General features: G+C 68.2%; 24 protein-coding genes. 14 read left to right on the top strand and 10 right to left on the bottom strand.

All coding sequences use genetic code 11. From position 1 onward, the window contains the following. Positions 1-33: 33 nt before the first annotated feature. Positions 34-483 carry an Lrp/AsnC family transcriptional regulator gene (locus tag LT970_RS08075; protein WP_232685956.1) on the top strand — a complete coding sequence of 150 codons (450 nt, stop codon included), beginning with the start codon at positions 34-36 and terminating at the stop codon, positions 481-483. Positions 484-570: 87 nt separating this feature from the next. Then, entirely contained in the window at positions 571-1,707 is a 1,137-nt protein-coding gene (locus tag LT970_RS08080; protein ID WP_232685957.1) for a DUF63 family protein, read from the top strand. Positions 1,708-2,098: 391 nt separating this feature from the next. Here the strand turns inward: LT970_RS08080 and LT970_RS08085 are convergent, their stop codons facing one another. From LT970_RS08085 to LT970_RS08095, 3 genes are all read right to left on the bottom strand, one after another. Continuing rightward, positions 2,099-3,832, bottom strand: a complete 1,734-nt coding sequence (locus LT970_RS08085) for a YcaO-like family protein (RefSeq protein ID WP_232685958.1) — start codon at positions 3,830-3,832, stop codon at positions 2,099-2,101. A 108-nt stretch (positions 3,833-3,940) separates the two neighbouring features. Next, positions 3,941-4,759, bottom strand: coding sequence for a transcriptional regulator TbsP (tbsP, locus tag LT970_RS08090; protein ID WP_232685959.1), 819 nt, complete (start codon positions 4,757-4,759; stop codon positions 3,941-3,943). Positions 4,760-4,835: 76 nt separating this feature from the next. Next, complete coding sequence (locus LT970_RS08095; protein WP_232685960.1) at positions 4,836-6,938, bottom strand: CHAT domain-containing protein; 2,103 nt, start codon at positions 6,936-6,938, stop codon at positions 4,836-4,838. A gap of 74 nt (positions 6,939-7,012) precedes the next feature. Between LT970_RS08095 and glyA the strand changes: the two genes are divergently transcribed. Further along, complete coding sequence (gene glyA / locus LT970_RS08100; protein WP_232685961.1) at positions 7,013-8,260, top strand: serine hydroxymethyltransferase; 1,248 nt, start codon at positions 7,013-7,015, stop codon at positions 8,258-8,260. A 100-nt stretch (positions 8,261-8,360) separates the two neighbouring features. Further along, a complete protein-coding gene (locus LT970_RS08105; RefSeq protein WP_232685962.1) occupies positions 8,361-9,254 on the top strand; it encodes a tetrahydrofolate dehydrogenase/cyclohydrolase catalytic domain-containing protein in 894 nt (297 codons plus the stop codon). A gap of 116 nt (positions 9,255-9,370) precedes the next feature. Here the strand turns inward: LT970_RS08105 and LT970_RS08110 are convergent, their stop codons facing one another. Beyond that, entirely contained in the window at positions 9,371-10,222 is an 852-nt protein-coding gene (locus LT970_RS08110) for a hypothetical protein (protein ID WP_232685963.1), read from the bottom strand. An 83-nt stretch (positions 10,223-10,305) separates the two neighbouring features. Then, positions 10,306-11,010: a DUF7117 family protein gene (locus tag LT970_RS08115; protein ID WP_232685964.1), complete on the bottom strand. Its 705-nt coding sequence runs from the start codon at positions 11,008-11,010 to the stop codon at positions 10,306-10,308. A gap of 135 nt (positions 11,011-11,145) precedes the next feature. Between LT970_RS08115 and LT970_RS08120 the strand changes: the two genes are divergently transcribed. Both LT970_RS08120 and LT970_RS08125 read left to right on the top strand, forming a co-directional pair. After that, positions 11,146-12,591 carry an aldehyde dehydrogenase family protein gene (locus LT970_RS08120; RefSeq protein ID WP_232685965.1) on the top strand — a complete coding sequence of 482 codons (1,446 nt, stop codon included), beginning with the start codon at positions 11,146-11,148 and terminating at the stop codon, positions 12,589-12,591. An 87-nt stretch (positions 12,592-12,678) separates the two neighbouring features. Continuing rightward, on the top strand, positions 12,679-14,013 hold the full coding sequence (locus tag LT970_RS08125; RefSeq protein WP_232685966.1) for an alpha/beta hydrolase family protein: 1,335 nt from the start codon (positions 12,679-12,681) through the stop codon (positions 14,011-14,013). A gap of 86 nt (positions 14,014-14,099) precedes the next feature. Here the strand turns inward: LT970_RS08125 and LT970_RS08130 are convergent, their stop codons facing one another. Then, a complete protein-coding gene (locus tag LT970_RS08130; protein ID WP_232685967.1) occupies positions 14,100-15,167 on the bottom strand; it encodes a DUF7972 family membrane protein in 1,068 nt (355 codons plus the stop codon). A gap of 221 nt (positions 15,168-15,388) precedes the next feature. Between LT970_RS08130 and LT970_RS08135 the strand changes: the two genes are divergently transcribed. The 3 genes from LT970_RS08135 (at position 15,389) to LT970_RS08145 (ending at position 17,679) form a co-directional block, all read left to right on the top strand. Continuing rightward, positions 15,389-15,832, top strand: a complete 444-nt coding sequence (locus tag LT970_RS08135) for a DUF7528 family protein (protein WP_232685968.1) — start codon at positions 15,389-15,391, stop codon at positions 15,830-15,832. A 31-nt stretch (positions 15,833-15,863) separates the two neighbouring features. Further along, positions 15,864-16,775, top strand: coding sequence for a DUF1028 domain-containing protein (locus LT970_RS08140; RefSeq protein ID WP_232685969.1), 912 nt, complete (start codon positions 15,864-15,866; stop codon positions 16,773-16,775). Positions 16,776-16,860: 85 nt separating this feature from the next. Further along, positions 16,861-17,679: an alpha/beta fold hydrolase gene (locus LT970_RS08145; RefSeq protein WP_232685970.1), complete on the top strand. Its 819-nt coding sequence runs from the start codon at positions 16,861-16,863 to the stop codon at positions 17,677-17,679. Positions 17,680-17,687: 8 nt separating this feature from the next. On the opposite strand, the gene LT970_RS08150 is transcribed toward LT970_RS08145, so the two are convergent. Then, positions 17,688-18,821 (bottom strand): citrate synthase, encoded by a 1,134-nt coding sequence (locus LT970_RS08150; RefSeq protein WP_232685971.1) that lies wholly within the window; start codon positions 18,819-18,821, stop codon positions 17,688-17,690. Between the two features lie 122 nt (positions 18,822-18,943). Between LT970_RS08150 and LT970_RS08155 the strand changes: the two genes are divergently transcribed. The 3 genes from LT970_RS08155 (at position 18,944) to LT970_RS08165 (ending at position 20,072) form a co-directional block, all read left to right on the top strand. After that, positions 18,944-19,090 (top strand): DUF8555 family protein, encoded by a 147-nt coding sequence (locus LT970_RS08155; protein WP_232685972.1) that lies wholly within the window; start codon positions 18,944-18,946, stop codon positions 19,088-19,090. 444 nt (positions 19,091-19,534) lie between these two features. Further along, on the top strand, positions 19,535-19,813 hold the full coding sequence (locus tag LT970_RS08160) for a PadR family transcriptional regulator (RefSeq protein ID WP_232685973.1): 279 nt from the start codon (positions 19,535-19,537) through the stop codon (positions 19,811-19,813). Positions 19,814-19,817: 4 nt separating this feature from the next. After that, positions 19,818-20,072, top strand: coding sequence for a hypothetical protein (locus LT970_RS08165; RefSeq protein ID WP_232685974.1), 255 nt, complete (start codon positions 19,818-19,820; stop codon positions 20,070-20,072). A gap of 7 nt (positions 20,073-20,079) precedes the next feature. Here the strand turns inward: LT970_RS08165 and LT970_RS08170 are convergent, their stop codons facing one another. Continuing rightward, positions 20,080-21,363, bottom strand: a complete 1,284-nt coding sequence (locus LT970_RS08170; RefSeq protein WP_232685975.1) for an AI-2E family transporter — start codon at positions 21,361-21,363, stop codon at positions 20,080-20,082. A gap of 119 nt (positions 21,364-21,482) precedes the next feature. Between LT970_RS08170 and LT970_RS08175 the strand changes: the two genes are divergently transcribed. Together LT970_RS08175 and LT970_RS08180 are read left to right on the top strand one after the other, a co-directional pair. Then, positions 21,483-22,781 carry an MgtC/SapB family protein gene (locus tag LT970_RS08175; RefSeq protein ID WP_232685976.1) on the top strand — a complete coding sequence of 433 codons (1,299 nt, stop codon included), beginning with the start codon at positions 21,483-21,485 and terminating at the stop codon, positions 22,779-22,781. 92 nt (positions 22,782-22,873) lie between these two features. Beyond that, positions 22,874-24,217 carry a class-III pyridoxal-phosphate-dependent aminotransferase gene (locus tag LT970_RS08180; RefSeq protein WP_232685977.1) on the top strand — a complete coding sequence of 448 codons (1,344 nt, stop codon included), beginning with the start codon at positions 22,874-22,876 and terminating at the stop codon, positions 24,215-24,217. A 17-nt stretch (positions 24,218-24,234) separates the two neighbouring features. Here the strand turns inward: LT970_RS08180 and LT970_RS08185 are convergent, their stop codons facing one another. Beyond that, positions 24,235-24,651, bottom strand: a complete 417-nt coding sequence (locus LT970_RS08185) for a plastocyanin/azurin family copper-binding protein (protein WP_232685978.1) — start codon at positions 24,649-24,651, stop codon at positions 24,235-24,237. Positions 24,652-24,773: 122 nt separating this feature from the next. Next, a complete protein-coding gene (locus tag LT970_RS08190) occupies positions 24,774-25,130 on the bottom strand; it encodes a DUF7957 family protein (RefSeq protein WP_232685979.1) in 357 nt (118 codons plus the stop codon). Positions 25,131-25,136 lie beyond the last annotated feature (6 nt).

Raw genomic sequence — 25,136 nt, forward strand, 5'->3', positions numbered from 1 at the left:
AAACGTATTGGTGGCTCGTCCACTGAAGCCGGTATGGAACTGGATGACACGGACCGCGAGATTCTGCGGGCACTCCAGGCCGACGGTCGAACGCCGTTCAGCGAGATCGCGCGACGCATCGACATGTCGAGTGCGACCGTCCACGACCGCGTGAATCGCATGGAGGAGGCCGGCGTCATCCGCGGCTACCACGCCGACGTCGACCCCGACGCCGTCGGCCTCGACACGTCGGCCATCGTCGGCCTGCGCGTCGAACAGGGCCGCGAGAACGAGACACTCGAGCGGCTCGCCGACATCGAGGGCGTCCAGGAACTCACGCTCACGACCGGCGAGTGGGACATCGTGATGCGCGTCCACGCCGAGGACACCGACGGCCTCCGCGAACTCATGTTCGACACCGTCGCCCAGATGGACGGGTTCGCGCGCTCTCAGACGATGGTCGTTCTCGACACGGAGTACGAATCGAAGGAACTCCCGCTGTAGGCAGCCACGTCGGTCCGTCACAGCGCTCACGGTGAGAGGGCGCCACAGACCGGAACGCTGAAACAGCCACCGTCCGCGTCTGCCACCATGACCTTCCCCGAGACCGACTACGAGCGCGCGTGGACCGCGGCCGTCGCGGTCGCACTCGCCGCCCTCGTCGGCGGGTCGCTGCTCTTCCAGGACGCCGTCTACGGCGGCTTCATCTGGCACTACTTCTGGGGGCCCGTGTACGCGGACGCCCAGGGCGCGGCCTGTGCGGCCTGGAACGGCGGCGCCGTCGAACTGCTGTACAGCACGCGAGCGTGTGCCGCCGCGAGCGAACCCGTCGCGTACCCCGGCTACACGCTCGTCTCCGAAGCCGGCTACGCGATCACTCTGCTCGTCGCGCTCGTCGGCGTTAGCTTCCTGCTCGACCGACTCCGCGTCGGCGAGGACACTCGCTTCCTGTACGCGCTGTTCCCGTTCGTGCTGCTGGGCGGCGCGCTCCGCGTCGTCGAGGACGCCAACAACGCCGCCGAACTCGCGGGCGCAGAACGGTTCCTCGACTATCCGCTGAACGCGCTCATCATCAGCCCCGTCATCTACTTCGTGATGTTCGCCATCACGCTCGCCGCGGTCGTCGCGTGCGTCTACCTCGCGCGCCGCACCGACGTCATCGAGGACTACTACCGGCCGCTCGCCGGCGTCGGCACCGCCCTCCTCGCCGCGAACCTCGCGGGCCTCTCGTATCTCGCCGTCACCACCGAGTACGTCACGTTCGTCCCCGCGTTCACCGTGCTCACGCTCGGCATCGCCACCGCCATCACCGCCGCCGTCTGGTGGTACGTCCGCCGCGGCCTCCCGAGTGTCTACCGCGGCACCGAGACTGCCGGCGCGCTCGTCCTCTGGGGGCACGCCATCGACGGCGTCGCAAACGTCCTCGGCCTCGACTGGGGCGCCGAACTCGGCTACCCGCGCGGAGATCTGGGCTCCAAACACCCCCTCAACCAGTACATCGTCGACCTCACGCACAGCATCCTGCCCGAGTCCATCATCCACTACACCGGCGACACCTGGCCGTTCATCCTCGTCAAAATCGTCGCCGTCCTCTTCGTCCTCTCCCTCTTCGACGACGACCTCGCCGAAGAGAGCCCGCGCTATACGACTCTCATGCTCATCGCCGTCCTCGCCGTCGGCCTTGGCCCCGGCACCCGAGACATGCTACGAGCAACCTTCGGCATCTAAGAACGACCTTTTACGCTGCGCTCGTTCGCTTCGCTCACTCGCTCGGTAAAAGCTCGGCCAAAAGCACTCCTCCTTCACTTCACTACGTTCCGTTCAGTCGTCGGCCTCCACTCGCTCACTGCGTTCGCTCGCGGAGTGAATCGCCGACCTTCCGGGGGCCTGTCGGCCCGCTCGGTCGGCGAACGCTAGCCGCGACCAACTGACCAACCGGCTAAGAAGCATCGGCGAGCGAGCAGCTCGAAGAGCCCGAGCGAAGCCGTTCACCGCGAGCGCAGCGAGCGGACTCGGCGCGGACCGGAGCGCCGGAGGCGCGGAGGGAGCACCGATGCTTTTGGCCGAGCTTTTACCGAGCGAACGGCGCGAAGCGCCGTGAGCGCAGCGTAAAAGGTCGCTAGGGGAACGGATGGAACGGCCGGTCGAGTCGCGGCTGGAAACCCATCTCTCGGGGGATGGTTCTGGCGCGGTCGCCGAAGAACGGCTGGTCGACGAACAGTGGCTGGGCGTGGGGGACGAGGACGCGGACGGCTTCGAAGCCGGCGCGTTCGACGTCGCGCGTCGTGAGTCGGGCGGCGTAGGCGTCGAGGTCGGCATCTCCGATGGCGTCGAGGACCGCGTCGAGTTCGGCGTCGGCCTCCACGGGTTTCTGGGGGCCGGCGTCGCTGGCGGCGATGGTGGTGTCGGGGTCGGCGAAGCCCCGAACTTCGCGGGGGAAGTCGGCGTAGCGGCCGATGGCGCCGTTCTCGTCGGCGGCGTCCTCGGGGCCGAGCGCGCGGAGTTCCATCCAGTTCTGGAGGGCCTCGCAGAGCGCGCCGGTAGCGGCGTCGGCGGCGTCGAGGTCGGCGGCCGAGCCGAGCGCGAAGCGCGGCCAGTCGTCGCGGTGGACGGCGACGGCGACCACGGGCACGTCGACGTCCTGCGTGCAGAGCAGCGCGGTGACGTCGAGGTTCTCGGCGCGCGCGTGGCGTTCGAGTTCGCGGAACTCCGGGGTGTCGACGGCGAGGCCGAGCGGGTCGAACGTGGAGTACCACGCGAGCATCGTTGCTTCGCGTTCGACGGTCTCGTAGAGGCCGGAGAGGAGGGCGTCGACGCCCGAGTTCCCGAGGCCGAGACCAGTCGTGATGGCTGGGCCGGTGTGGTCCTCGGGCGGCGGGAAGACGACGCGGTCGGCGGGGAGCAACGCGTCGTCCCCCGTGGTGAGGTGTTCGCCGGGCACCCAGTCGAGTTCGCGAACCGGCGAGTCGCCCCCCGGCGATTCAGTGTCCGGGCGTACGAACGCCGCTGGCGGGACGGCATCCGGGTGGTCGGTCGGTTCCCGCTGGAACTCGGAGTCCCGGTAGACGCCCGCGCTGTAGCGCTCGAGACCCTCGCCAACGGCCTTCATGTACGCGGCGTCCCAGTCGAGGGCGACGCCCGCGGACTGGGCGGCGGCGCTGGCGTCGCTGAACCCCATGGTGTCGCTGACCACTGCGAGGTAGTACGGTGCTGGGAACGACTCGCGTTCCCCCACCGCTGTGAGCACACCGATGCGGTCGTCGACGAGCGGTTCGGCGGCGCCAAGCGCGGCGTCTAGCGGGCGCGATTCGTCACCGCGCCGGAGTCCCCAGTCGCGGTCGTCGCCGCATTCACAGCCGGGAACCGGCGCGAGCGAACGCTGGACCGGGACGAACGAGCGGTCGTCAGCGCCGAGTTCGAGGACGACGCCGGCGCGCTCGTTGCCGGCGAGCGTACTGGTGGCGAGTCGACCGGCGTGTGCGCCGCCGAGTCTGACAGCGGCGCGGTCGGCGCTCGGGGCGTCCGCGCGCTCGGGGTCGGTCGCCGCGACGCGGGATGCGAGACACTCGAAGCACGGACCGTCGGGCGCGAGTGCGGCGACACCGACGTCGACGTCCGCGAGCGGGTGGCCGCCGAGGCCGCCGACCTCGACGGTGACCAGCGGCGTCCCGCCGGCGAGCGCCTGCTCGTTTGCGGCGCGGAAGCCGTCGGCGCCGGCAACGCCCGACACCACGGCGAGGTCGGCGTCCGCGACGCCCGCTACGTCGGTCTCCTGGACTGCCGCGTCAACGTCCGCGAGCGCGTCGCGGACGGCGTCCGCGGCGGGGCCGCCACCGACGAGGGCGACGGTCACCGCCACGCCTCCAGTCGTTGCATGGCTACGCGGAGGAAACAGAGAGAGAAAAACGATTGGGGTTCGAGTACCGGAAGTGGTGCTACTACCGCGGGAGACGACGAGTCGCTACGAGAGGACGGACTGCGCGACGCTGGCGAGTTCGTCCGGGGGCGCGTCCTCGAGGCGGTTATCGGAGAGTTTGAGGCGCAGGCGCGGGCGGCCGACGTCGATGGGGACCTTCTCGGTGTCGATGAGACCCATGTCCTCGAGTTTCGTCTTCGTTCGGGAGAACGTCGCCTTCGACGCGATGCCGACGTCCTCGCCCCACTTCGAGACGTCGTAGAGGAGCACGCGGTTCTTCGCCGCGACGAGCAGGCTGATGGTGACCTCGTCGAGGCCGTCGCCGTCGCCGCGAGCGGTCTCCATGGAGGCGAGTACGCTGTCGAAGTCGTCCTCGACCTCGGGGTCGATCTCGTCCTCGAGGGTCTGGCGGACGCGCGTGATGCCGGGCGTGCGAAGGTTGAACTCCTCGGCACTGTCCCAGTCCTCGGTCGTCGCCTCGTAGGCCGTCTCCGTGAACTCCGCGTCGTCCGTGGTCAGGCCGCCGACGAGGCCGCCGGCCTCGAGGAGCGCGACGGTTCGGTCCTCGGTCGCGAGAACGGCGCTCCGCGTCGAGTCCTCGAGCACTCGGAGTTCGAGCGTGCCGTCCTCGACGAGGTCGGCGGTGTTGCTGGCGACGATGAAGTCGCCCATGACGTCCTTCAGGAGGCGTTCCTCGCCGAGCAGTCGGATCGTCGGCAGGTCGCCCTCGAAGGCTTTCGCGCTCTCGACGATCTGCTCGATCGCCTCGCCCGGGGGGTTGACGACGAACAGCACGTCGGGTTCGTCGTCGAGCACCGCGGTGAGTACCGCGTCCACACTCGTCCCCAGTAGATTCGATGACATCTGTGGATGCGTATAGACGTTGGCGGTATTTAATTTTACCGGGAGAAGATGGCGGAAAACGACGGTTTCAGTGCCGCTACTGGCCGTCGGTTCGGCTGTCGGTCTCGGCGGGCGACGAACCGACGACGGCCCGGGCTTCGTCGCTCCAGTGGAACTCCCCGTCGAGGATGACCGGGAGTTCGGCGCCGTCGAGGAGGTCCGTGAGTTCCTCCGGGCGTGCAGTGAACTCGACGTCGTTCCCGGAGAGTCGCGGGCCGCCTGCGTTCGCGTGTTCGGGTCGGTAGACTGCGCCGTGGTCCTCGGGCGCGAGTTGCTCGCACCTGACGCGGTACGCCCCCGAGTCCAGGGACGAGACGTACGCGACGTTCGCGTTCGAGTCGTCGGTGTGCGAGAGCGTCTGCATGCCGTCGCCGACGACGGCGTAATCCTTCCCCATCATGATGCGGCGGCGCGCGAGGCGGAGCGCCGCGTCGATGGGGAAGCCGTGGACGAGCAGGCGCGCGAACGCGGTGCCGACGGTGGCGGCCTGCTCGTCGAGCACGCGTCGGAGCGTCACCGCTCCCGCGACGCTGCCGCGTTTCACGAGCTCCAGGCCCTCGTGGTAGGAGCCACACGCGTTCAGGAAGAACGTCTCGACGTTCGACTCCGGAAGGTCGGCGACCGAGAGGTTGCCGTCCGCACACCGCAGTCCGGCCACCTCACAGTGGCCGATGTAGTGGACGAACTCGTGGTGTTCCGCGAACAGGTCCGCGAGTTCCTCGCAGGTGAGGTTCTCGTGGAGTGTCACGGACATCGGGAGGTCCTCGCTTCGCTCCTCGTAGACGGCCGCAACCTCGTTCTGTTCGCCAGCCATCTTGCGGTCGTTCAACACGACCGCGACCGACAGTTCGTCGCCCGTGGGCGCGTCGAGATACCGGAGGTGGTTGTCGTAGGCCTCGGGGAGCGTCTTGAACACGTCGATGGGCGTTCCGTCCGCGAGCCAGCCGTGTGCGCGCCCCTCGCGGAGCTTCGGTTTCACCATCTCGACGGTGGCGATGGGGGCGCCGGGGGCCCGGAAGAAGTCGTCGAGCGAGCGCTCCATCAACTCCTCGCCCTCGAGGGGTTCCGTCTCCGGCGGATAGACGAACGCCAGAGAGTCGAGCACGAACGGGAGCGCGGGGACAGCGTCGAACTCGGGCGCGACGTGCATCGAGAGGTGCCACTCGGGGAACTCGTCGGCGATGCGTCCGAACGGCGCGTCGAGGTACAGCGCGAGTCGTTCAGCGAGCGGTAGTTCGTGGGCTGTCCCGTGGTCGATGCCGACGTCCTCGAGCAGGCCGTGTTCGGCCAGTTCCGGGGTGCCGTTTGGGCCGCCGTTCCGCGCGAGACACTCCAGCCAGAACACCCGCGCGAGGGTTGCGGGAGCGTCCTCGACGAGGTCGTCGAACACGTGCTCGACGCCGGCGTCGGGTGCGCGTAATCGCGGGTCGGCGTTGGGTTCGACGCGTACGTCCGCGCCGAGGAAGAACGCGACGGGCGCGGTGAGGAAGAGCGCGCGCAATGATTCCGGAACGACGAGTTCGACGCCTGTGTCGGGGACGGCGGTGGCCACGCGGTCGGGGACGTCGACGGCGTCCCCGAACTCGAAGCGAGGCGGATGGCGGCGGTTGGACCACAGCGTCCGGTCCGGGTTCGTCGTCCGGTGGGCGGCCGACGCCACCGAAACGGCGGTGGCGACGCCGTCGAGCGTTCGCGGAACGGTGACGGTGTCGACCGGGGTTTCGACGGCGCTCCGGAATCCGAGGACGACGGGACGAGGCCCGTCGAAGTCGATGGTCGTCGTCCCGTCCCGGCGCTGGACGGTCGCCGGACCGTCGAACCGCAATACTGTGTCGATGTCGCCGGAGACGGTGACAGTGTGGGAACCGTCGTCGAGGGACGTGCGCTGGCCCGCACCGACGGTGAACGCGGCCCCGGTGTCGGTGGCCGAAACGTGGACGCGGCTACTAGCGAGGGAGAGTCCAGCGGTGACACCGGTCGTGCAGGCGTCTGTTGGTGCGTCGACGCCGCCGTCGGTGTCTACGGACTGCCAGTCCGGTACGCGGACGAACACGCCGTTCCCAGCGGCGTCGATGGCCCGAACTCCGGTGTCCGTCACGTCCCACTCGATCACGCAGGGCACCGTTGGCCGACTGGGCATATATTTCTGTCGAGCGACTGGGAGAATTACCGTGGCTCGGTACACTTATGCCGAGGGCGGCGGGGGCTTTTGGTATGGGCTACGACCAGGTTCGCGAGGTCGACGAGGCGGTTGCGGACGCGCTCGTGGGCGAGCGGGAGCGCCAGAACGACACGCTGGCGATGATCGCGAGCGAGAACCACGCGAGCGAGGCTGTGATGCAGGCACAGAGCAGTGAGTTGACGAACAAGTACGCCGAGGGCTACCCCGGCAAGCGTTACTACGGCGGGTGTGAGTACGCAGACGAGGTGGAGAATCTGGCCATCGAGCGAGCGACGGAGCTGTTCGGCGCGGACCACGTGAACGTCCAGCCACACTCCGGGTCGTCGGCGAACATGGGCGTCTACTTCGCCACGCTCGAACCCGGCGACAAGATCCTCTCGCTGAACCTCGAACACGGCGGCCACCTGAGTCACGGTCACAGCGCGAACTTCGCGGGGAAGTTGTACGACGTCGAGCAGTACGAAGTGGACCCGGAGACGGGCCGCATCGACTACGACGCGCTCCGCGAGACGGCCGAGTCCTTCGACCCGGACATGGTGGTTTCGGGCTACTCGGCGTACCCCCGGGAGGTCGAGTGGGAGCGCATCCAGGCGGCGGCGGACGCCGCGGACGCGCTCCACACGGCCGACATCGCACACATCACGGGCCTCGTCGCGGCGGGCGAACATCCCTCGCCCGTGGGAATCGCGGACTTCGTCACGGGGTCGACGCACAAGACGATTCGTGCGGGCCGCGGCGGCATCATCATGTGTGACGAGGAGTACGCGAGCGACGTCGACTCGGCGGTGTTCCCGGGCGCGCAAGGCGGCCCCCTCATGCACAACATCGCGGGGAAGGCGGTCGGCTTCAAGGAGGCGCTCCAGCCCGAGTTCGACGAGTACGCCGAACAGGTCGTGCGGAACGCGAAGGTGCTCGGCGAGACGCTCCAGGACCGCGGGTTCTCGCTGGTCTCCGGTGGCACGGACACCCATCTCGTGCTCGTGGACCTGCGGGACTCCCACCCGGACGTGTCGGGCGGCGACGCGGAGGACGCCCTGGAGTCCGTCGGCATCGTGCTGAACGCGAACACGGTGCCCGACGAGACGCGGTCGGCGTTCAACCCGTCGGGCATCCGTGCGGGGACGCCGGCGCTCACCACCCGCGGGTTCGACGAGGACGCGATGCGGACGGTTGGGGAGTGCATCGCGGACGTGATCGACCACCTCGGCGACGACGACGTGTACGCCGACGCCGCGGAGACGGTCCAGCGACTCTGCGAAGAGTACCCGCTGTACGAGTAACGAAGGAATTATCCCCGAACGTGCATAGAAAACACCTATTTTTGCCGTAATTATACATGTATCGCCGAATTGAAGTCGGTGGCGCCCCGACAGTTCGGTAATGACGAACGTCATCGACGGGAACGCCGCCGCCGCGGACGTCCGGGCCGGCATCGAGGACTGCGTGGAGACGCTCGGTGCGGCCGGCGTCACGCCGCGACTCGCGACCGTCCTGATGAACGACCAGCAGGCGAGCGCGACGTACGTCTCGATGAAACAGCAGGACTGCGAGGAGGTCGGCATCGCCGCCGAGGACGTCCGCATCGACTCCGACGCGCCCGCCGAGGAGTTGTTCGACGCCGTCGCCGACCTGAACGCGCGCGAGAGCGTCCACGGCATCCTCGTGCAGGACCCGACACCCGAACACGTCCCCGACGAACGCGTCACCTCGGCGGTCGACCCCGCCAAGGACGTGGACGCCTTCCACCCCGAGAACGTCGGGCGCCTCGTCGCGGACCGGCCACGGTTCAGGCCATGCACGCCCCACGGCATCCAGCGCCTCCTCGCGAACGCTGGCGTCGACCTCGACGGGGCGGACGTGGTCGTCGTCGGGCGCTCGAAGATCGTCGGCAAACCGCTCGCGAACATGCTCGCCGGGCGTGGCGACGGCGGGAACGCCACGGTGACGCTGTGTCACAGCCACACCGACGACCTCGCCGCGCACACGCGCCGCGCGGACGTCGTGGTCGCGGCGGCGGGCGTCACCGAACTGATCGACGGGTCGATGCTCTCGGAGGGCTGTGTCGTCGTCGACGTCGGCATCAACCGCGTCGATGAAACGAACGAGAAGGGGTACCGACTCGTCGGCGACGTGGACTTCGAGAGCGCGAAGCAGAAGGCCAGCGCCATCACGCCGGTTCCCGGCGGCGTCGGGCCGATGACGCGTGCAATGTTGCTCTACAACACCGTGAAGGCCGCGAGCGAGCAGACCGGCGTCGACGTCGACCTTCCCTGATCGGGACCCTCCTGCGCTCGCTTCCCTCTCTCGCCCGCTTTCTCGCGCTCTCCGCCATCCTCGCGCTCGCTTCCGTTCCCCCGCTCGCTGTCCTCCTCGCGCTCTGTCTCATCGCCTCATCCGCCGCTCGTCTGATTTACCGCTCTGTCGTACCAGTCGGGTCGCTCAGCGGGGTCGCCGTCGGTCAACTCGACCGACAGCGTGCGCTCGACGGTGGCGTTGCCCTGCTCGTACGTGAGACGGAGCGACCGAACCAGGCCCGCCTCGGAGACGTTCGCGGTGAACTCGACGTTCGTCGCGGTCTGCTGGTCGATAACCAGTTCCTCGGCGGTCCCGGTGAGCCGGTACGCCGGCCCCTGCGTGTCCTCGACGGTCACGTCGGCGTTCGCGAACAGCGTGTAGAGGAAGTCCCGGCCGTAGACGGACTCGGGGAGAACCCGCTTCGGCGGCACCGGCGGCGCGTCCGCCCGACCGCTGATCCGCCTGACGTTGTAGACGACCTCTCCGTTCGCCTCGAGGCGGTACACGACCTTCTGGCCGTCGGCGTACGAGACGAAGGCGCCACTGGTCACGCCGAGCGCGAGGGGGACGCCGCTCGCGGAGACGTTCCACAGCCAGTGGGACTGGTTCGCGTACCGGAGCGTCGACCGCCGGAACGAACGCTCGGTGCCGTTCGTCCGCTCGAGGCTGGTGTGCTGGACGAACGGGTTGCTCGTCAGCACGTCCCGGTGGGCGTTGGCGAGCGCGAGCGCGTCGGTGACGCCGTTCGCCGTGAGCCCTGGCGCGAGTTGCTCTGTGGCGTTCGCCGTGGGACCGTCAGCGGTCGCGGTGGGGGCGACGGTGGTCGGCGACTCCCCGGTCGTCGCCGGCGTCGTCGGCGAGGAGCTCCCGCCGGGAAATCCGGAACAGCCGGCGCATACGACCAGAAGCGCACACCACGTGGCGACGAGGAGGCGGCGGCGATGCATAGCGTTTTGTTCAACGCGATTTGACAAGTACCTTCTCCCCGAACCCTCGTTAAACGTGGCGAGCGGGGCCGATCCGGCCGGCCTCAGCCGAGTTGGTCGAGGTGTTCGCGGGCGCGTTCGACGGCCGTCTCGTCGCCGCGGAGCGCGTCCGCGATGTCACGCGCTGCGAGCACGAGTCGCTCGCTGTCCGCTGCCGGCACGTCGCCGTCGAGCGCGCGGACGCGTTTGGCGTGGTCGCGGAGGCGTTCGAGCAGACCGCGCTCGGGGTCCGGCGGCTGGCCGTCACAGAACTCCCGGACGTCCGCCCGGTACGCGCGGATCGCCGCCGCGTAGCCGAGACCCCGGGCCGAGCGCAACGACTCCGGCACGTCCTCAGGTGGGGGGCGCTCGCCCGCGTCTGCGCCGTTCAACAGCGCGAGCGCGTAGCGCTCCTCGTCCTCGCTCACGCGCATCGCATCTCCCAGTGCGCTACCGGCGTAGCGCAGTTCCTGTGCGGCGAGGTACGTGTCGTCCAGGTCGAGCAACTCCCCGCCCGCCACGAACCCCCGGGAGCGGCAGTACTCGCGGCACGCGTCGACCGCGAGCGAGAGCGCGGCCTCGAGTTCGTCGGCGCCCTCGTTGCGCGCCTCGGTCAGGTCGAGTTCGCCGCCCGCGTCGGTCTGTGTGGCGCGCTCGCCGACGCCGACGCTGCGGAGACTGCCACACTCCGGACACTCCACGCTGCCCGTCTCGAAGTACGACCAGCGCGCCCCACACGATTTGCACTCGCGCTCGCCGCGCACGTCCATGGTCGTCCGTTGGGGCGATGCCGGGATAACTCCGGTGTCTCGCACGGCGCGACCGTTCGTGTTCCGCCGAGACACGGATGGATGAAAACTCGGATAAGAGTAAACTCTTAGTTCCCAGGGCCCGAACGTCCGTTCATGGGACAGAAAGCGCTCAGATATCGAGGTCGGCTGTACCTGGACGGGGAGTGGGTCGACGGCCCCGACCGGACGACAGTGACGGACCTCGCGGCGGGGGGCGCGTTCGCCGAGGTCGCGGCGGCGGGCGAAGACCAGGCCGAGCGCGCGCTGGCCGCCGCAGAGAGCGTGAAGCGGCCGCTCCGGGAGACGACGATTCCCGAGCGCGTTCGGTGGGTCGAACAGATCGCCGCGGGCATAGCGGAGCGCCGAGAGGAACTCGCGGAGGTGATCGTCCGCGAGGCCGGTAAACCGATCTCCTCGGCGCGCGGCGAGGTCGAGAGCGCTGCCGAGCGATTCCGGCGCGCCGCAGAGGAAATCCGGGCGATGAAAGGCGAGTACCGGACCGGAACCACCGAGGGCCACGAAGGGTGGCGCGCCATCGTCGAACACGAACCCGTCGGCGCGGTGCTCTGTATCACGCCGTACAACTATCCGCTCGCGACGACCGCACTCCAGGTTGCGCCCGCGCTCGCTGCGGGGAACGCGGTCGTCCTCAAACCCGCCTCGAAGACCCCCATCTCCGCGGCGATTCTCGCGGAGATTATCGCCGACACCGACGTGCCCGACGGCGCGTTCAACTTCGTGCCGGGGCCGTCGTCGGCCATCGGGGACTACCTCGCGGGCGACGACCGCGTCAACGCCATCGCGATGACCGGGTCGTCGAGCGCGGGCGAGCACGTCGCTCGTGAGTCCGGGATGGTCGAACTCCACATGGAACTCGGCGGGAACGCGCCTGCCGTCGTCTTCGAGGACGCCGACCTCGAGTCGGCCGCGAGCGCCGCGGCTAAAGGCTCCGTGAAGTACGCTGGACAGCGGTGCTCGGCGGTCTCCCGGGTCGTCGCCCAGTCGGGCGTCCACGACGAACTCGTCGAGCGCATCGACCGCGAACTCGACGACTGGACCGTCGGCGACCTCTTCGACGAGGATACCGACCTCGGGCCCCTCATCTCGGAGTCACAAGCCGAGTGGGTCGACGAACTCGTCACCGACGCCGTCGATCGGGGCGCCGACCTCGTGCGCGGCGGCGACTACGAGGAGACCGCAGCGGGCGTGTTCACCTACGAACCGACGCTGCTCGCGGACGTCCCCCACGACGCCCGCATCCTCCACGAGGAGCAGTTCGGCCCGGTCGCCGCGGTCACGTCCGTCGAGGACGAGGCCGAGGCGCTGGCGCTCGTCGACGAGTCGGACCTCGCGCTCGACGCCTCGGTGTTCACGAACAATCACGACCGCGCGCTCCGCGTCGCGGGGTCCATCGACGCGGGTGCCGTCCGCATCAACGGCGCGCCCTCCCACGGTCTCGGCGACATCCCGTTCGGCGGGAATCGCGCCTCGGGCATCGGCCGCGAGGGCCTCCACGAGACCATCAAGTCGTTCGTCCGGAAGAAGTCCATCGTCCTCTGAGCGGGCGTAACGACGCCCACGGTGTTTCCGCCGGCGACCTGTCCGACCACTAAGTTATTTCTGGCGCGTTCGGTAATCTCCGAGGTGATGGGCTCTACGGAAACCGCCGACGCCGCTCGAACGTTCGCCCGCCAGGTCGCAACGCAGTCCGTAGAGGACGCCACGGCCGCCCTCACGGACGACGGCCGCGAAGCCGTCGTCGATTCGTTCCCCGAGGAGTTCCAGGACGGGCCGATGGACGCCGAGGACGCTCTCGAACAGTACTACTGGGGGTTGTACGGCCAGTACGGCGAGTTCGATGACGTCGGCGACGTGGCCGTCGAGAACAGCGAGGACGACGGCGAACACGGCGAGAGCGGCGATGGGGACGCCGAGGTTGCCGTCGAACTCGTCTTCGAGGACGGCACCGAGACGGCGACGGTCAGGGTGAGCGAGGGGGACGACATCACCGGATTCACGTTCGACCCGTCGTACGAGGAACCCGCGTACGCCGACCCCGAGGCGTTCGCGGAGCGAGACGTGACCGTGGACGCCGATGACGTGGAACTCGACGGCGTCCTCACGGTCCCCGATGGCGACGGCCCGTTTCCGGGCGTCCTGCTCGTCCACGGCGCGGGCATCCACGACCCCGACGGCACCGCTGGCCAGTCGAAGATTCTGCGCGACTTCGCGCACGGCCTCGCCAGCGACGGCATCGCGAGCCTGCGATACGAGAAGCGCCTCCGCGAGCACGAGGTCGACGACACCGAATTCACGCTCGACCGCATCGTGACGGACGACGCCGTAGCCGCGCTGGACGAACTCGCAAGCGCCGACGAGGTCGACCCGGAAAGCGTGTTCGTCGCGGGGCACAGCCAGGGTGGGATGGCCGCGCCCCGAATCGCCGACCGTCGCGGCGGCATCGCCGGCGTCGTGAACCTCGACGGCCGCGCCGACTCGACGCTCGACCCGGACGACCTGGGGTTCATGCGGTACGAGTTCGAACTGGACGGCGACCTCGACGACGAACAGGAGGCGCAACTCGAAGACGACCGCGAGACGGCCCGGCGCATCGACCAGGGCGACTTCGATGACGGCGACACCCTCTGGGGCAGACCGGGGACGTGGCACCGAAGCGTCCGCGACTACGACCCGTCTGGCACTGCGAGCGGTCTCGAGTGCCCCGTGTTCGTCGCGAACACCCGTCGCGCCGACGAGGAACTTCAGCCAGAACTCGACGCGTGGCTCCGGAGCAACTCCGAGCAGTGGCGGACCGCGGACCTCCCGGCGGGCAGTCGCGTCGAACGCTACGACGGCCTCGACCACTACTTCCAGCCCGGGTACGCACCGGCGACGCCGCTCAGCCTCTACTTCGGCGGGAACGTCGCAGAGTACGTCGTCGACGACGTCGCGGAGTGGATTCACGACGTTGCCGAAGAGTAGAACAGACACTAGCAAGGTCGAGCCAAGCGGGCTCGCGCATCTCGGGCCGTGACCCACGCCTTCCTCCGGGCAAACGAGGGGCTGGGCTACTCTCGGTCTCGACCGGCGGCGAACGGCCCGACGAACAGCGTCGACCGCGACATCGCCGCCAGACGGAACACGTAGGCCGTGAGCAGCGCGAACGGAGAGATCGAGACGGTCACCGCCAGCGCGACGAACAGGAGTTGGGTTTCGATACCGAAAGTCGTGCCCGGGAACACGTCCGGCGAGTACATCTGGGCCGCCACGTAGGTCGCAACGAGCGACGGGAGGCCGATGTAGAGGAGCGCCTCGGAGAAGTTCACGTACTCCGACCGGATGTACACCGTCTTGAGGTACTCGCGGGAGACCGTGAACAACTCGAGGAGGTCGTACAGGCGGTCGAGTGCCTCTATGCCATCCTCGCCGCCGGCCCGGTCGAGGTCCTCCTGGAGACCACGCAGGTCCCGGACTTTCTCGGAGATGGCAAAGCGCAGGACCGTCGGCGTCACCTCGAACATCCCGAAACGGTCCGTGGATAGCTGGCGGCTCACGGCTCGCGCCTCGGAAGCCACCGTCTCGGCGTACGTTTGCACCGACTCCCGGTCCGTCGCGTCGTCCAGCCCCGCGGCCGCGTCGTGAACCTCGTCGGCCTGGCGCGCGATCTCGTCGACGACGACTCGGAGGAAGGCCGCCGGCGACGACGGACTCACGTCGGTTCCGGTCAGCGCCTCCATCCGCCTGCGTAGCTCCATCGAGTCGTCGTAGCGGGTCTGCTGGTCGCTGACCGGACCGAGCCCCGGGGAGAGGACGAGCTGGTTGATGGAGAGGACGATGACCACGATGGAGACGATCGCCTTCATGAGTTCCACGAGGATGGCGCCGGGCGACGCGCCGGCGGTCAGGAACGACCGGACCGGAATCGGGCCGTACGCGCCGATGGCGACGATGACCGCGAACGTGACCACGAGCAGTAGCGCCGTCACCAGCCACCGGCTGGCGGTCAGGAGAATCCAGCGCTTGACGCGAGTGAGGAGTCTGCTCGCCCGCCCGCGCGGGGGCCGACTGGCGGTCGCGTCTCCAACCTTCATCGCCAGCCGCTGGTCGTCGTCCCCGCCGTCTCGACCTGTTGCCATACACACAGTACTCCGTTCTCCAGTAACAAGCTAGGCCACCGCCGAGCGGAATCTGTACCACCGCTGGGCTTATGTAGGGGCCCGGGGTATCTCGAGCTACATGTCGAGCCAGGACTTCACTCGTCCGACCTCAGAGGATAGAGTAAGCCGCGGTGACGCGGCTGGTCGAGAAATCCGCCCGCTCGCGTAGTTCTCTCTCCGTCGAACGCTGCGGCGATAACGTGGTTGTCACCGCCGCTGGCGACGAGTTCGTGCTCTCGCCGGACGCCGCCGACGAGTTGCGCGGATCGCTCGCGGACGCACTCACTGCCCGGGAGACGTTCGTGAACACCGCCGGCGTCCACCGCGACGACGGCCAGTACGTCGTGGAGCGCCGGGGCGCGAACTCGGCGGGCAACAGCAAGGTGTTCGACTCCTTCGACTCGCTGCGGCGGTTGTTCGGACGTCTGCCCGAGGAGTTCGCGGCCGAAGACCTCTCGCGGACGGGACTCACGGCGGGCCGCCGCCACATGGTGCTGTGGCACCTCGTCGAGCACCCGCAGTTCCCCTGCGAACTTACGAGCAGGCAACCGCTCACCGGACGCAAGGTGGCGCCGGAAGCCGCGACGGTAGAGCAAACGGAAGAATCGCCCGCAGAGTCGGCAACGGAGGGGTCCGAGGCGTAGGTTTTTGCCCGCGGCGGGCGACGCCTCGCGCATGACGTTCTCCATCGTCGCACGCGACCCAGAGACCGACGCGGTCGGCGTCGCCGTACAGTCGAAGTTCGTCGGTGTCGGCGCCGTCGTCCCGTTTGTTAGCGCTGACGCCGGCGCGGTCGCCACGCAGAGCTTCGCCAACGTCGCGTACGGTCCGGACGGTCTCGACCTGCTGCGCGACGGCCACGACGCCGCGGACGTGGTCGAACAACTCACGAGCGGGGACGACGACGCCCCCCAGCGCCAGGTGGGTGTCGTCGGGCAGGACGGTTCGGTCGCGGCGTTCACGGGCGAGGAGTGCTTCGACCACGCGAGCGACCGGCAGGGCGAACAGTACACCGTCCAGGGGAACATTCTAGAGAACCGCGAGACCGTCGACGCGATGGCCGACACCTTCGAGGAGACCGACGGCGGCCTCCCCGACCGACTCATCGCCGCCCTGCACGCGGGCAACGAGGCGGGCGGCGACCAGCGCGGCGAGCAGTCCGCCGCACTCTACGTCGCCAAGCCCGAGGGCGGCTACGACGGCAAGAACGACCGCTGGATCGACGTGCGCGTGGACGACCACGACCACCCCATCGACGAACTCGAGCGCGTGTTCCGCATCTACGACGTCACGCTCCTCGAGCGCGAGGAACCCGAGGAGTACGCCCAACTCGACGGCGAAACGGCTGAATCAGTCGAACGGACGCTCGCGGACCTCGGCTTCTACGACGCCGACCCCTCGGGGGACTTCGACGCGAGCGCGCGCGAGGCGCTCGAGGAGTTCCGCGGGATGAACAACTTCGAGAACCACGACGTCGACGCCCTCGAGGACGCGCTCGCCCGCGGCTGGGAGGACAGCGAGGGGAGCGGCGAGGAACGGATGGTCAACGCCATCTGGCACGGACTCAGTCGGCGCGACAGGAAGTAGACTCGCCGAGCAGCGGCACGCGACGCCGCGAAACGCTCCGTTCTGCCTGCGCGACGCTCTTCGCGCCTGGCCGCGTAGGGGGCGTATGCCGACCATCGAGACGAACGGCGTAGCGACACACTACGAGCGCCGCGGCGACGGCCCGCCGGTCGTGTTCGTGCACGCCGCGATGCTCGACCACTCCCAGTGGAACCGGCAGGTCGACGCGCTCGCCGGGGAGTTCGACTGTATCACCTACGACGTGCGCGGACACGGCCACACCGGTGGGTCCAGTCTGCGGTCGTACTCCATCGACTTGTTCGCCGACGACCTCGCCGCGCTCCTCGACGCCCTCGACGTCGAGCGGCCCGTGCTCTGTGGACACTCCACGGGTGGTTGCGTCGCACAGGTGTACGCCGCGAACTACCCGGACAGGGTCGCCGGCGTCGTCCTCGCCGACACGTTCGCACCCGAGATACGCGGCCGCGGCGAGTGGCTCCAGCGGTCGCTGTTCCTGCGACTGAGCACCTACCCGGTTCGACTGCTCGGCTACCAGCGCGTCGAGCGCGCGCTGGTGTGGCTCCACGAGCGCCTCCACGGTGAGCGCGTCAGCGGCGACTACGACTCGATTCGCGCGCTCCGCGCGGACGGGCCGACGATGACCACCGCCGAGTTCGCGAAGGTCGCCCGCGCCGTCGCGTCGTTCCACGAGACGGCGGTCGACCTCTCGGCGATCACCGCGCCGACGCTCGTGCTGTACGGCGCGTACGCGCCAGCCTTCCAGCGCGCTCACGCCGCGACGTTCGCGGCGACGATTCCGCGCGTCGAGGTGCGCGAGGTTCCCGGCGCGGGCCACGCGTCGAACCTCGACAACGCGTCGTTCTTCACGGACGCCGTCCGCGAGTTCGCGTCGCGCGTGCAGTAAGAACTTAGCTACCGCTGTTCGACCGGCGTCCACTCCCGGCCCTCCGCACCGACGTAGGACGCCCGCGGGCGGATGATGCGGTTGTCTTCGAGTTGCTCGCGGCAGTGGGCGGTCCACCCGCCGGCGCGCGCGACGGCGAACGTCGGCGTGAACAGGTCCCGCGGAATCCCGACGCCGTTCAGCAGGACGGCGGTGTAGAACTCCACGTTCGTCTCCAGGGTGAGGTCGGGTCTGTGTTCCGCGAGCACGTCGACGGCGACGTCCTCGAACTCGCGGGCTGCGTCGAAGAACGCGGACTGCTCGCGGCCCTCGTAGAAGCGCTCGGCCGCGGCCTCGAGGACGGCGGCGCGCGGGTCCCGGACCTGGTAGACGCGGTGGCCGAAGCCCATCAGTCGCTCGCCAGCGTCGAGTTTCTCGTGGACGAGGTCGGCAGGGTCGTCCGCGTCTATGACGTCGTGCAGCATATCGAGCACCGGGCCGGGAGCGCCGCCGTGGAGCGGCCCCTTCAGCGCGCCGACCGCGCCCGTGACGGCCGAGATGACGTCCGACTCCGTGGCGACGATGGTGCGGGCGGTGAACGTCGAGGCGTTGAGGCCGTGGTCGACGACCGAGTTGAGGTACGTCTCGAGGCCGCGGACGCGCTCCTCGTCCGGTTCCGCGCCGTCGAGCATGTGGAGATAGTTGGCGGCGTGCCGGAGGTCCGAACGAGGTTCCACGGGGGCCTCGTCGTTCCGGGCGCGCCAGTACGCGGCGGCGACGGTGGGGAGCTGGGCGACGGCGAGCAGCGAATCGGTCTCGGGGGTCTCGTCGCCGTCGCGGGCGAGCGAGGCCGCCGCGACGCCCATCCGGACGGCGTCCATCGGAGGGAGGCCACGGTCGGCGGCGGCAGTGACGGCGTCGATGGCTTCTGGAGGTGCCTCGCGGTGGCTGGCGAGGCGCTTCCGGAACGACGCAAGCTCGTCGGCGTCCGGGAGGCGGTCCTCGTAGAGGAGGAACAACGTCTCCTCGTAGGTGGCGCTGGGCGCGAGTTCCTCGAGCGGGAAGCCGCCGATGACGAGTTCGCCGGCTTCGCCGTCCACGCGCGAGAGGCGGGTCTCTGCGACGGTGACGCCCTCCAGACCGCGGTTCAAGTCGCCTGTCATTGACGTGGGTTCCGCAACCAGTGGCTTGAATCTATGTGGTTCGAGTGAGACTGGGCTGTTCGGTGAAGCGATGTCGAGCGAGTGCCGACGTTCTATTACCGGCGGACGTGGTACGGGCGGGTATGCGCGACGAGGACGAGATTCGCGACCAGTACGAGTTCCTCAAAGAGGAGTTGGAGTCCGAGGATATGAACCACGAGGGCGTTCGGCAGATGTTCACCTACTACCGCCGCGCACTCGGGTGGGTACTGGAGGAAGAGCACATGTAGCGGCAGTGGGTTCGGCGGGAGATAGTTTTATTACCCTCCCGGCTCTTGAATCAGGTGACGCTTCGCTTTGGAGGGCCGAAGCGTCAGCGGGGACCAATTCAGGGCGGCTGCGGGGCCGGAGTTTCCGGCCCCGCATCCTTTTCCGTTGCACCACTGTTCGCGAGCTATGCGTCCACAAGTTGCGTATCTACGAGTTGTGAACCGACGAGTTACGTATCCGCGAGCGGGGCGTCAGCCGTAAGTCGGCAGCACTGCCGGATTCGACACCAGTCCGACCACTCACAGCACCGGCGATACGTCTCGGCGCACTCACTACCGACGTGTCACCGAACCACCGCGTCGGATATGTCACGCCTCTACAGTTGAGCGCCGAGAGACGCATTCTGCGGCCGACCCACCATACTTATGTTTTCCGAGGAGAAACTCACGTTCAGTGCAAGAGACATGTATGACCTGACCGGATTTCAGCGAGATCTGCTCTACGTCATCGCCGGGCTAGAGGAGCCACACGGACTGGCCATCAAGGACGAACTCGAGGAGTACTACGAGTCCGAGATCCACCACGGACGGCTCTACCCCAACCTCGACACACTCGTCGACAAGGGCCTCGTCGACAAGGGGCAGGCCGACCAGCGCACCAACTACTACACGCTCACTCGCCGCGGCCGCCGCGAACTCGACGCGCGCCGCGAGTGGGAAGCCCAGTACGTCGACATCGACTGACCCCGTGGTCTCGTCCAGAGTCGCCACCGCACTGGCCGGTCTCACCGTGAGTCTGCTCGTCAGCGTCGTGCTCTGGCAGGTCTTCGACGTGGCCTTCTTCTTCCTCGCCGTGCCGTTCGTCCCGTTCCTGTTCCGCTTCGGGGGCGACGAACGGACCGACCGCCCGCCAGTCCGAGCGTGTCCGCGGTGTTCGTTCACCACACGAGACTCCGAGTACGAGTTCTGCCCCCGAGATGGCGCCGAACTCGAATATCGGTAACGCGACGCTACGCCTCGTCACCGTTGTCGTTCGACGACTCCTCGGTCGACTCGCCCTCATCGATGAACGCGTCGGCGCCCGAAGCCTCGTCACGTTGCTGTTCGTCCGTGGCGTCGTCGGGGTCGTCCTCCTCGGACGAATCGGCAGCGCCGGAACTCACCGCGCTCCCGGCGTGCGAGGACTCCGGGTCGGCCGTCCACACGTCAGGTCCGACAGCACTCGGCGATATCTCCCTGCCGGCAAGCAGTTCCGGGAGGATGAGCCGGACGAAGTGGACGATGAGCACGAGCAACATCGGGCCGAGGAAGATGCCGTACCAGCCGAACAGCAGCGGCCCCAGGATGTACGCGAGCATCACCATCCCGAGGTGGAGCCCGCGCCCGGAGACATACGGTCGGAGCACGAGGTCGGGGATCACGTCCACGACGACGAACGAGACGATGATGAACAGCACCGGGAACCAGATGATGGCGGTGTTCTGGGTGGCGAGGAAGGTGAGCCACGCCGCCACCGGCACGTAGACGAGTTTGATGCCGACCACCGGGACGAGGCTGGCGACGCCCGCGAGCAGTCCGAGCAACGCCGGATACGGGAGTCCCACGCCGGTCGGTGCGTTCACGTCGATGAGGGTGTACGCGATGGCGCCGATGATGCCGGTGAGGAAGGCGTTCAGGATGTTCCCGAAGAAGATGTTCGAGAAGTCGCGGTCCACCGCGCGCGTGTACGCCTCGACGACCCCGCGGTCGTCGGAGAACCGCCGCCGGAACCACGCCGCGAGGCGGTGGTCGTCGCGCAGCAGGTAGAACGCGATGGTTATCATCACGAACAGGTGAAGGAGCGCGGTTCCGACGAGCCCCAGGTATCGCAACGTGCTCTCGTAGGCCGAAACGAACACCGCCTGCACCGACGGTTCGTCGAGCAGCGTCTCCGGGTCCTGGACGGCCTCCGAGAGGTCGAAGTACGGCTGAAGGAGCGACTCCAACTGCCCGAGGTCGATGGCGCTCGAGGCGAGGAACGCGTTGAGTTCCTGGAGGCCGACGGCGACGGTGTACGCGAGCAACAACAGCGCGGGGAGCGCGAGCGTGAGCAACGCGACGAGAGCGGCGAGGCTCGGCGGGCCGACATACTGCTTCAGTCGCCGGTAGACCGGGCGCGTGGCGTAGTAGACGAAGACGCCGAAGATGAACGTGCCGAGGAACGAGTAGACGACGTACGTCAGCGCACCGCCGAGCAGTACGGCCCCGACCCACCACCCGAGTCGGGCCCGGTCGACGCCGTCGAGCGTTGACATTACGTGACAGCGCGGAGGCGGCGACCAAAAAGGTTCCCCGTCAGAGCAGGGCGAGGAGGCGGACAGACGCAACCCAGCGCCCCCTACCTTTTTTGTCGGATGACAGAGAAGGTGCGGGGGTGTCCGCTCTCGTCACGCAGATCGCGAACGCGCCCCTGGACAGCAACGTCGTTCGCATCGCGCTCTCGGTCGCGCTCGGTCTCTTCCTCGGCCTGGAACGCGAGTGGTCCCACAAGGCCGCCGGCATCCGGACGTTCGCGCTCGTCAGCGTCCTCGGGACGATATTCACCATCGTGGACGGGGAGCGCTGTGCGGACGCGGCGACCTGTCTCCCCATCATGTCGAGTGTCGCCGCGCTGTTCGTCATCGTCGTCGCCGGCGTCCTGATGGTCTCGGGGATGCGGGACGACGAGAGCCTCCACCTCACGACCGCGGTGAGCATGCTCGTCGCGTACGGCATCGGCGTGCTGGTCGCCATCGGCTACGTCCTCCCCGCGACCGTGGTGGCCGTGACGAGCAGCATCCTGCTCGTGTTCAAGCGCGAACTCCACGGCATCGCGTGGGGGCTCTCCCGGGAGGAACTGCGCTCGACGACGGAGTTCGCCATCCTCGCGTTCGTCGTCTACCCGATGCTCCCTGCGGAGTCCGTCACCATCGGCTCCGGGACGCTCGCGGTCGAACTGGAACCCCGGGTCGTCTGGCTGATGGTAGTGTTCGTGGCCGGCATCGGCATCGTGAACTACGCCATCGTGCGGACGTACGGCGGTCGCGGCATCGCCATCACCGGATTCTTCGGTGGCCTGGCGTCCTCGACGGCGGTTGTCGGGACGATGCTCGACCACGTCAAACAGCACTCCGAGGCGGCGACGTACGCGGTCGCCGGCGTGTTGCTCGCGAACGGCGCGATGGCGCTCCGGAACCTCCTCATCGTCGTCGTGTTCACGCTCTCCGCCGGCATCCTCCTGGAGGCCGTGGCGCCACTGGTGGTCATCGTGCTCGGGAGTTTCGCGGTCGCGTCGGTCACCGCTGACTGGTCGAAGCAGGTCGAGATGGACCTGGAGAGCCCGTTCTCGATGCGGAACGCGCTCGGGTTCGGGGCGATGTTCCTGGTGGTCGTGGTGGCTGGCAGCCTCGCGGAGACCCAGTTCGGGTCCGCCGGACTGTACGCGACCGCCATCATCTCGGGTCTCGTGTCGAGCGCCGGGGCGACGACGTCCGCAGTCGTGCTGTACCGGACCGGAGCCATCTCGCCGCAGGCGGCCACCGTCGCGGTGTTGCTCGCCACCGCGAGTTCCATCGGCGTGAAGGTCGCGCTCACTGCGTCCAGCGACAACCGGACGTTCGCCCGCCGGGTCGCCGTGTGGAGCGTCGCGTTGCTCGCTGCCGGCGCCGTGACCACCGCCGTCGTCATCGGGTGACCGAGCCCGAAGTGGTGACCAGTACAACCAGTCGGATGGGTTCTGGGAGGCGGAACGAATCGCTTTTGGTGGAACGACCGACACGGCATACCATGGACAGAGAGACGGCAGAGCCCAGTGTCCGAAGCCTCCCGGGCGAGAAGGCCTCACAGTGGGTGGATTACCACCACGAGCACGCCGCGCCGAGCACGTACGTCTACGAGTTCGTCTGGGACATCACCGAGGACGCCGCCGGGCCGTTCTGCACGGACGTCGACGGGAACGTCCTGATGGACTTCACGAGCCACGTCGCCGCAGCGCCCTTCGGCTACAACAACCCGAAGATCCTCGACCGACTCGAGGAGTTCGACCTCGTCGACCCGACGAAGATCGCGGGCCAGGACTTCTACGCGAGCGGCGGGTGGCCGCCGGAGGACCCCGACGTGGACACGTCCACGCAACTCCTCAACCGCCTCACCGACCTCACCGAGCAGTACGGCCTCGACACCGTCTTCCTCTCGAACTCCGGGGCCGAAGCCGTCGAGAACGCCATCAAGATCTGTTACGCGAACGGCGGCCACCGCTCGTTCACGTTCGACGGCGCGTTCCACGGGCGCACGCTCGGTGCGCTCTCCCTGAACCGGTCGAAGACCGCCCACCGGATGGGCTACCCCGAAATCGGCGGCGTCGTCTCCGTCCCGTACTGTTCCTGTGCGGGCGAGTGTGACTGCGGGTGGAAGACGAACGGCCCCGGCGGCAACGTCGTCGCGGACAAACTCCACCCGACCCGCGGGAACACCGACCCCGACGAGGTGGCGTACATCATCCTCGAACCCCAGCAGGGCGAGGGCGGCTACCGCGTGCCGAACGAGTCGTTCATCGACGACGTCACCGAGATCCAGGAGACCTACGACATTCCGGTCATCGCGGACGAGATCCAGTCCGGCCTCGGCCGCACGGGCGAACTGTGGGGCGTCGACCACACCAGCCTCGACCCGGACGTCATCACGAGCGCGAAGGGCCTCCGCGTCGGCGCGACCGTCGCCAGCGAGGACCTCTTCCCCGAGGAGACGGGTCGGCTCTCCTCGACGTGGGGCGCGGGCGACATCCTCGCCGCCGCGCAGGGCGTCGCCACCATCGACGCCATCACGAGCGACGGCGTCCTCGACAACGTCACCGAACGCGGCCGCCAGGTCAAGGAGATTCTGGGCGACGACGCGCCCGAGTTCGTCACGGACGTGCGCGGGAACGGCCTGATGCTCGGCGTGGAGTTCGACACGAAAGAGCGCCGCGAGGCCGCCGTGAAGGCGTGCCTCGAGCGCGGCCTGCTCACCCTGGGTTGTGGCTACAAGACGCTCCGACTGCTCCCGCCCCTGGACGTCACCGAGCGCGAGATCGACCTCGCGATGGACGTCTTCCTGGAGGCGCTCGCGGACCCGAACGTCGCGAGCGCCTGAGCAGGCAGGAGAATCTGCTATTCTTCGACGACGACCGTGCCCACCATGCCGGACGCCCGGTGGGGCTGGCAGACGTACTCGTAGCGCCCCGGCACGTCGAACGTGAACTCGAAACTGAACCCGCGGCCCTCTATCGCGGTGTGGCCCGACCAGTCCGCGCCCTCGGGCTGGTTCGTCACGTCGACGTTGTGCGTCGAGGACAGCCAGACGAAGCGAACGGTGGTCCCCGGCGAGACCGTGAGCGCCTCGTCGGTTCCCGGCACGAACGTGAGCGAGTCGTTCGGCCCGACCTTCACGACTTCGGTCCCCTCGGGCGCGTCGAGCGCGGCCACCGGTTCGTCACTGCTGCCGCCGCCGAGACAGCCAGCGAGGGCGCTCGCCGCACCGATTCCCGCCGCCGAGCGCAACACGTCGCGTCGCGTCTGCTCCTGCATACCTGCAGGTCTGCACTCTCCCGAGTTAAGACGGTCGTTACGTGCCGCGACGAGGATTGCTCCAGCAGGAGACACGAACCAACGCAGGCCGTCTGTGAGACGGACCAGCCCGCCGTAATGACTCACTTTGACCAGGGGTCCCAGTGGAGTTCGACGGCACCCGTCTCCGGGTCGACCTCGTAGCTGGCTTCGTTCCAGTTGTGCGCAATGAGCTTTCCATCGTCACTCTCGCTGAGCCCCACGTAAATTAGGGAGGTCGAGTAGTCCTCCGTCGTCACTGGGTCAATACGCCAGACCTGCTGGCCCTCGAAATCGTACGCGACCACGTTATCGCGAATGTCGGTCTGACCTGGCGGCTCGAGACATACAATAACCAAGTCGTCGTACACGAGCGTCTCCTTGATAGGGTCGGACATCTCGACGACCGAGTCATCGATGTAGAGCGTTTGCCCGTCGAATGTAACATCTGGGTCGGTCATTGAAGC

The sequence above is a fragment of the Halobacterium zhouii genome (assembly GCF_021249405.1).
Taxonomy (GTDB): Archaea; Halobacteriota; Halobacteria; order Halobacteriales; family Halobacteriaceae; genus Halobacterium; species Halobacterium zhouii.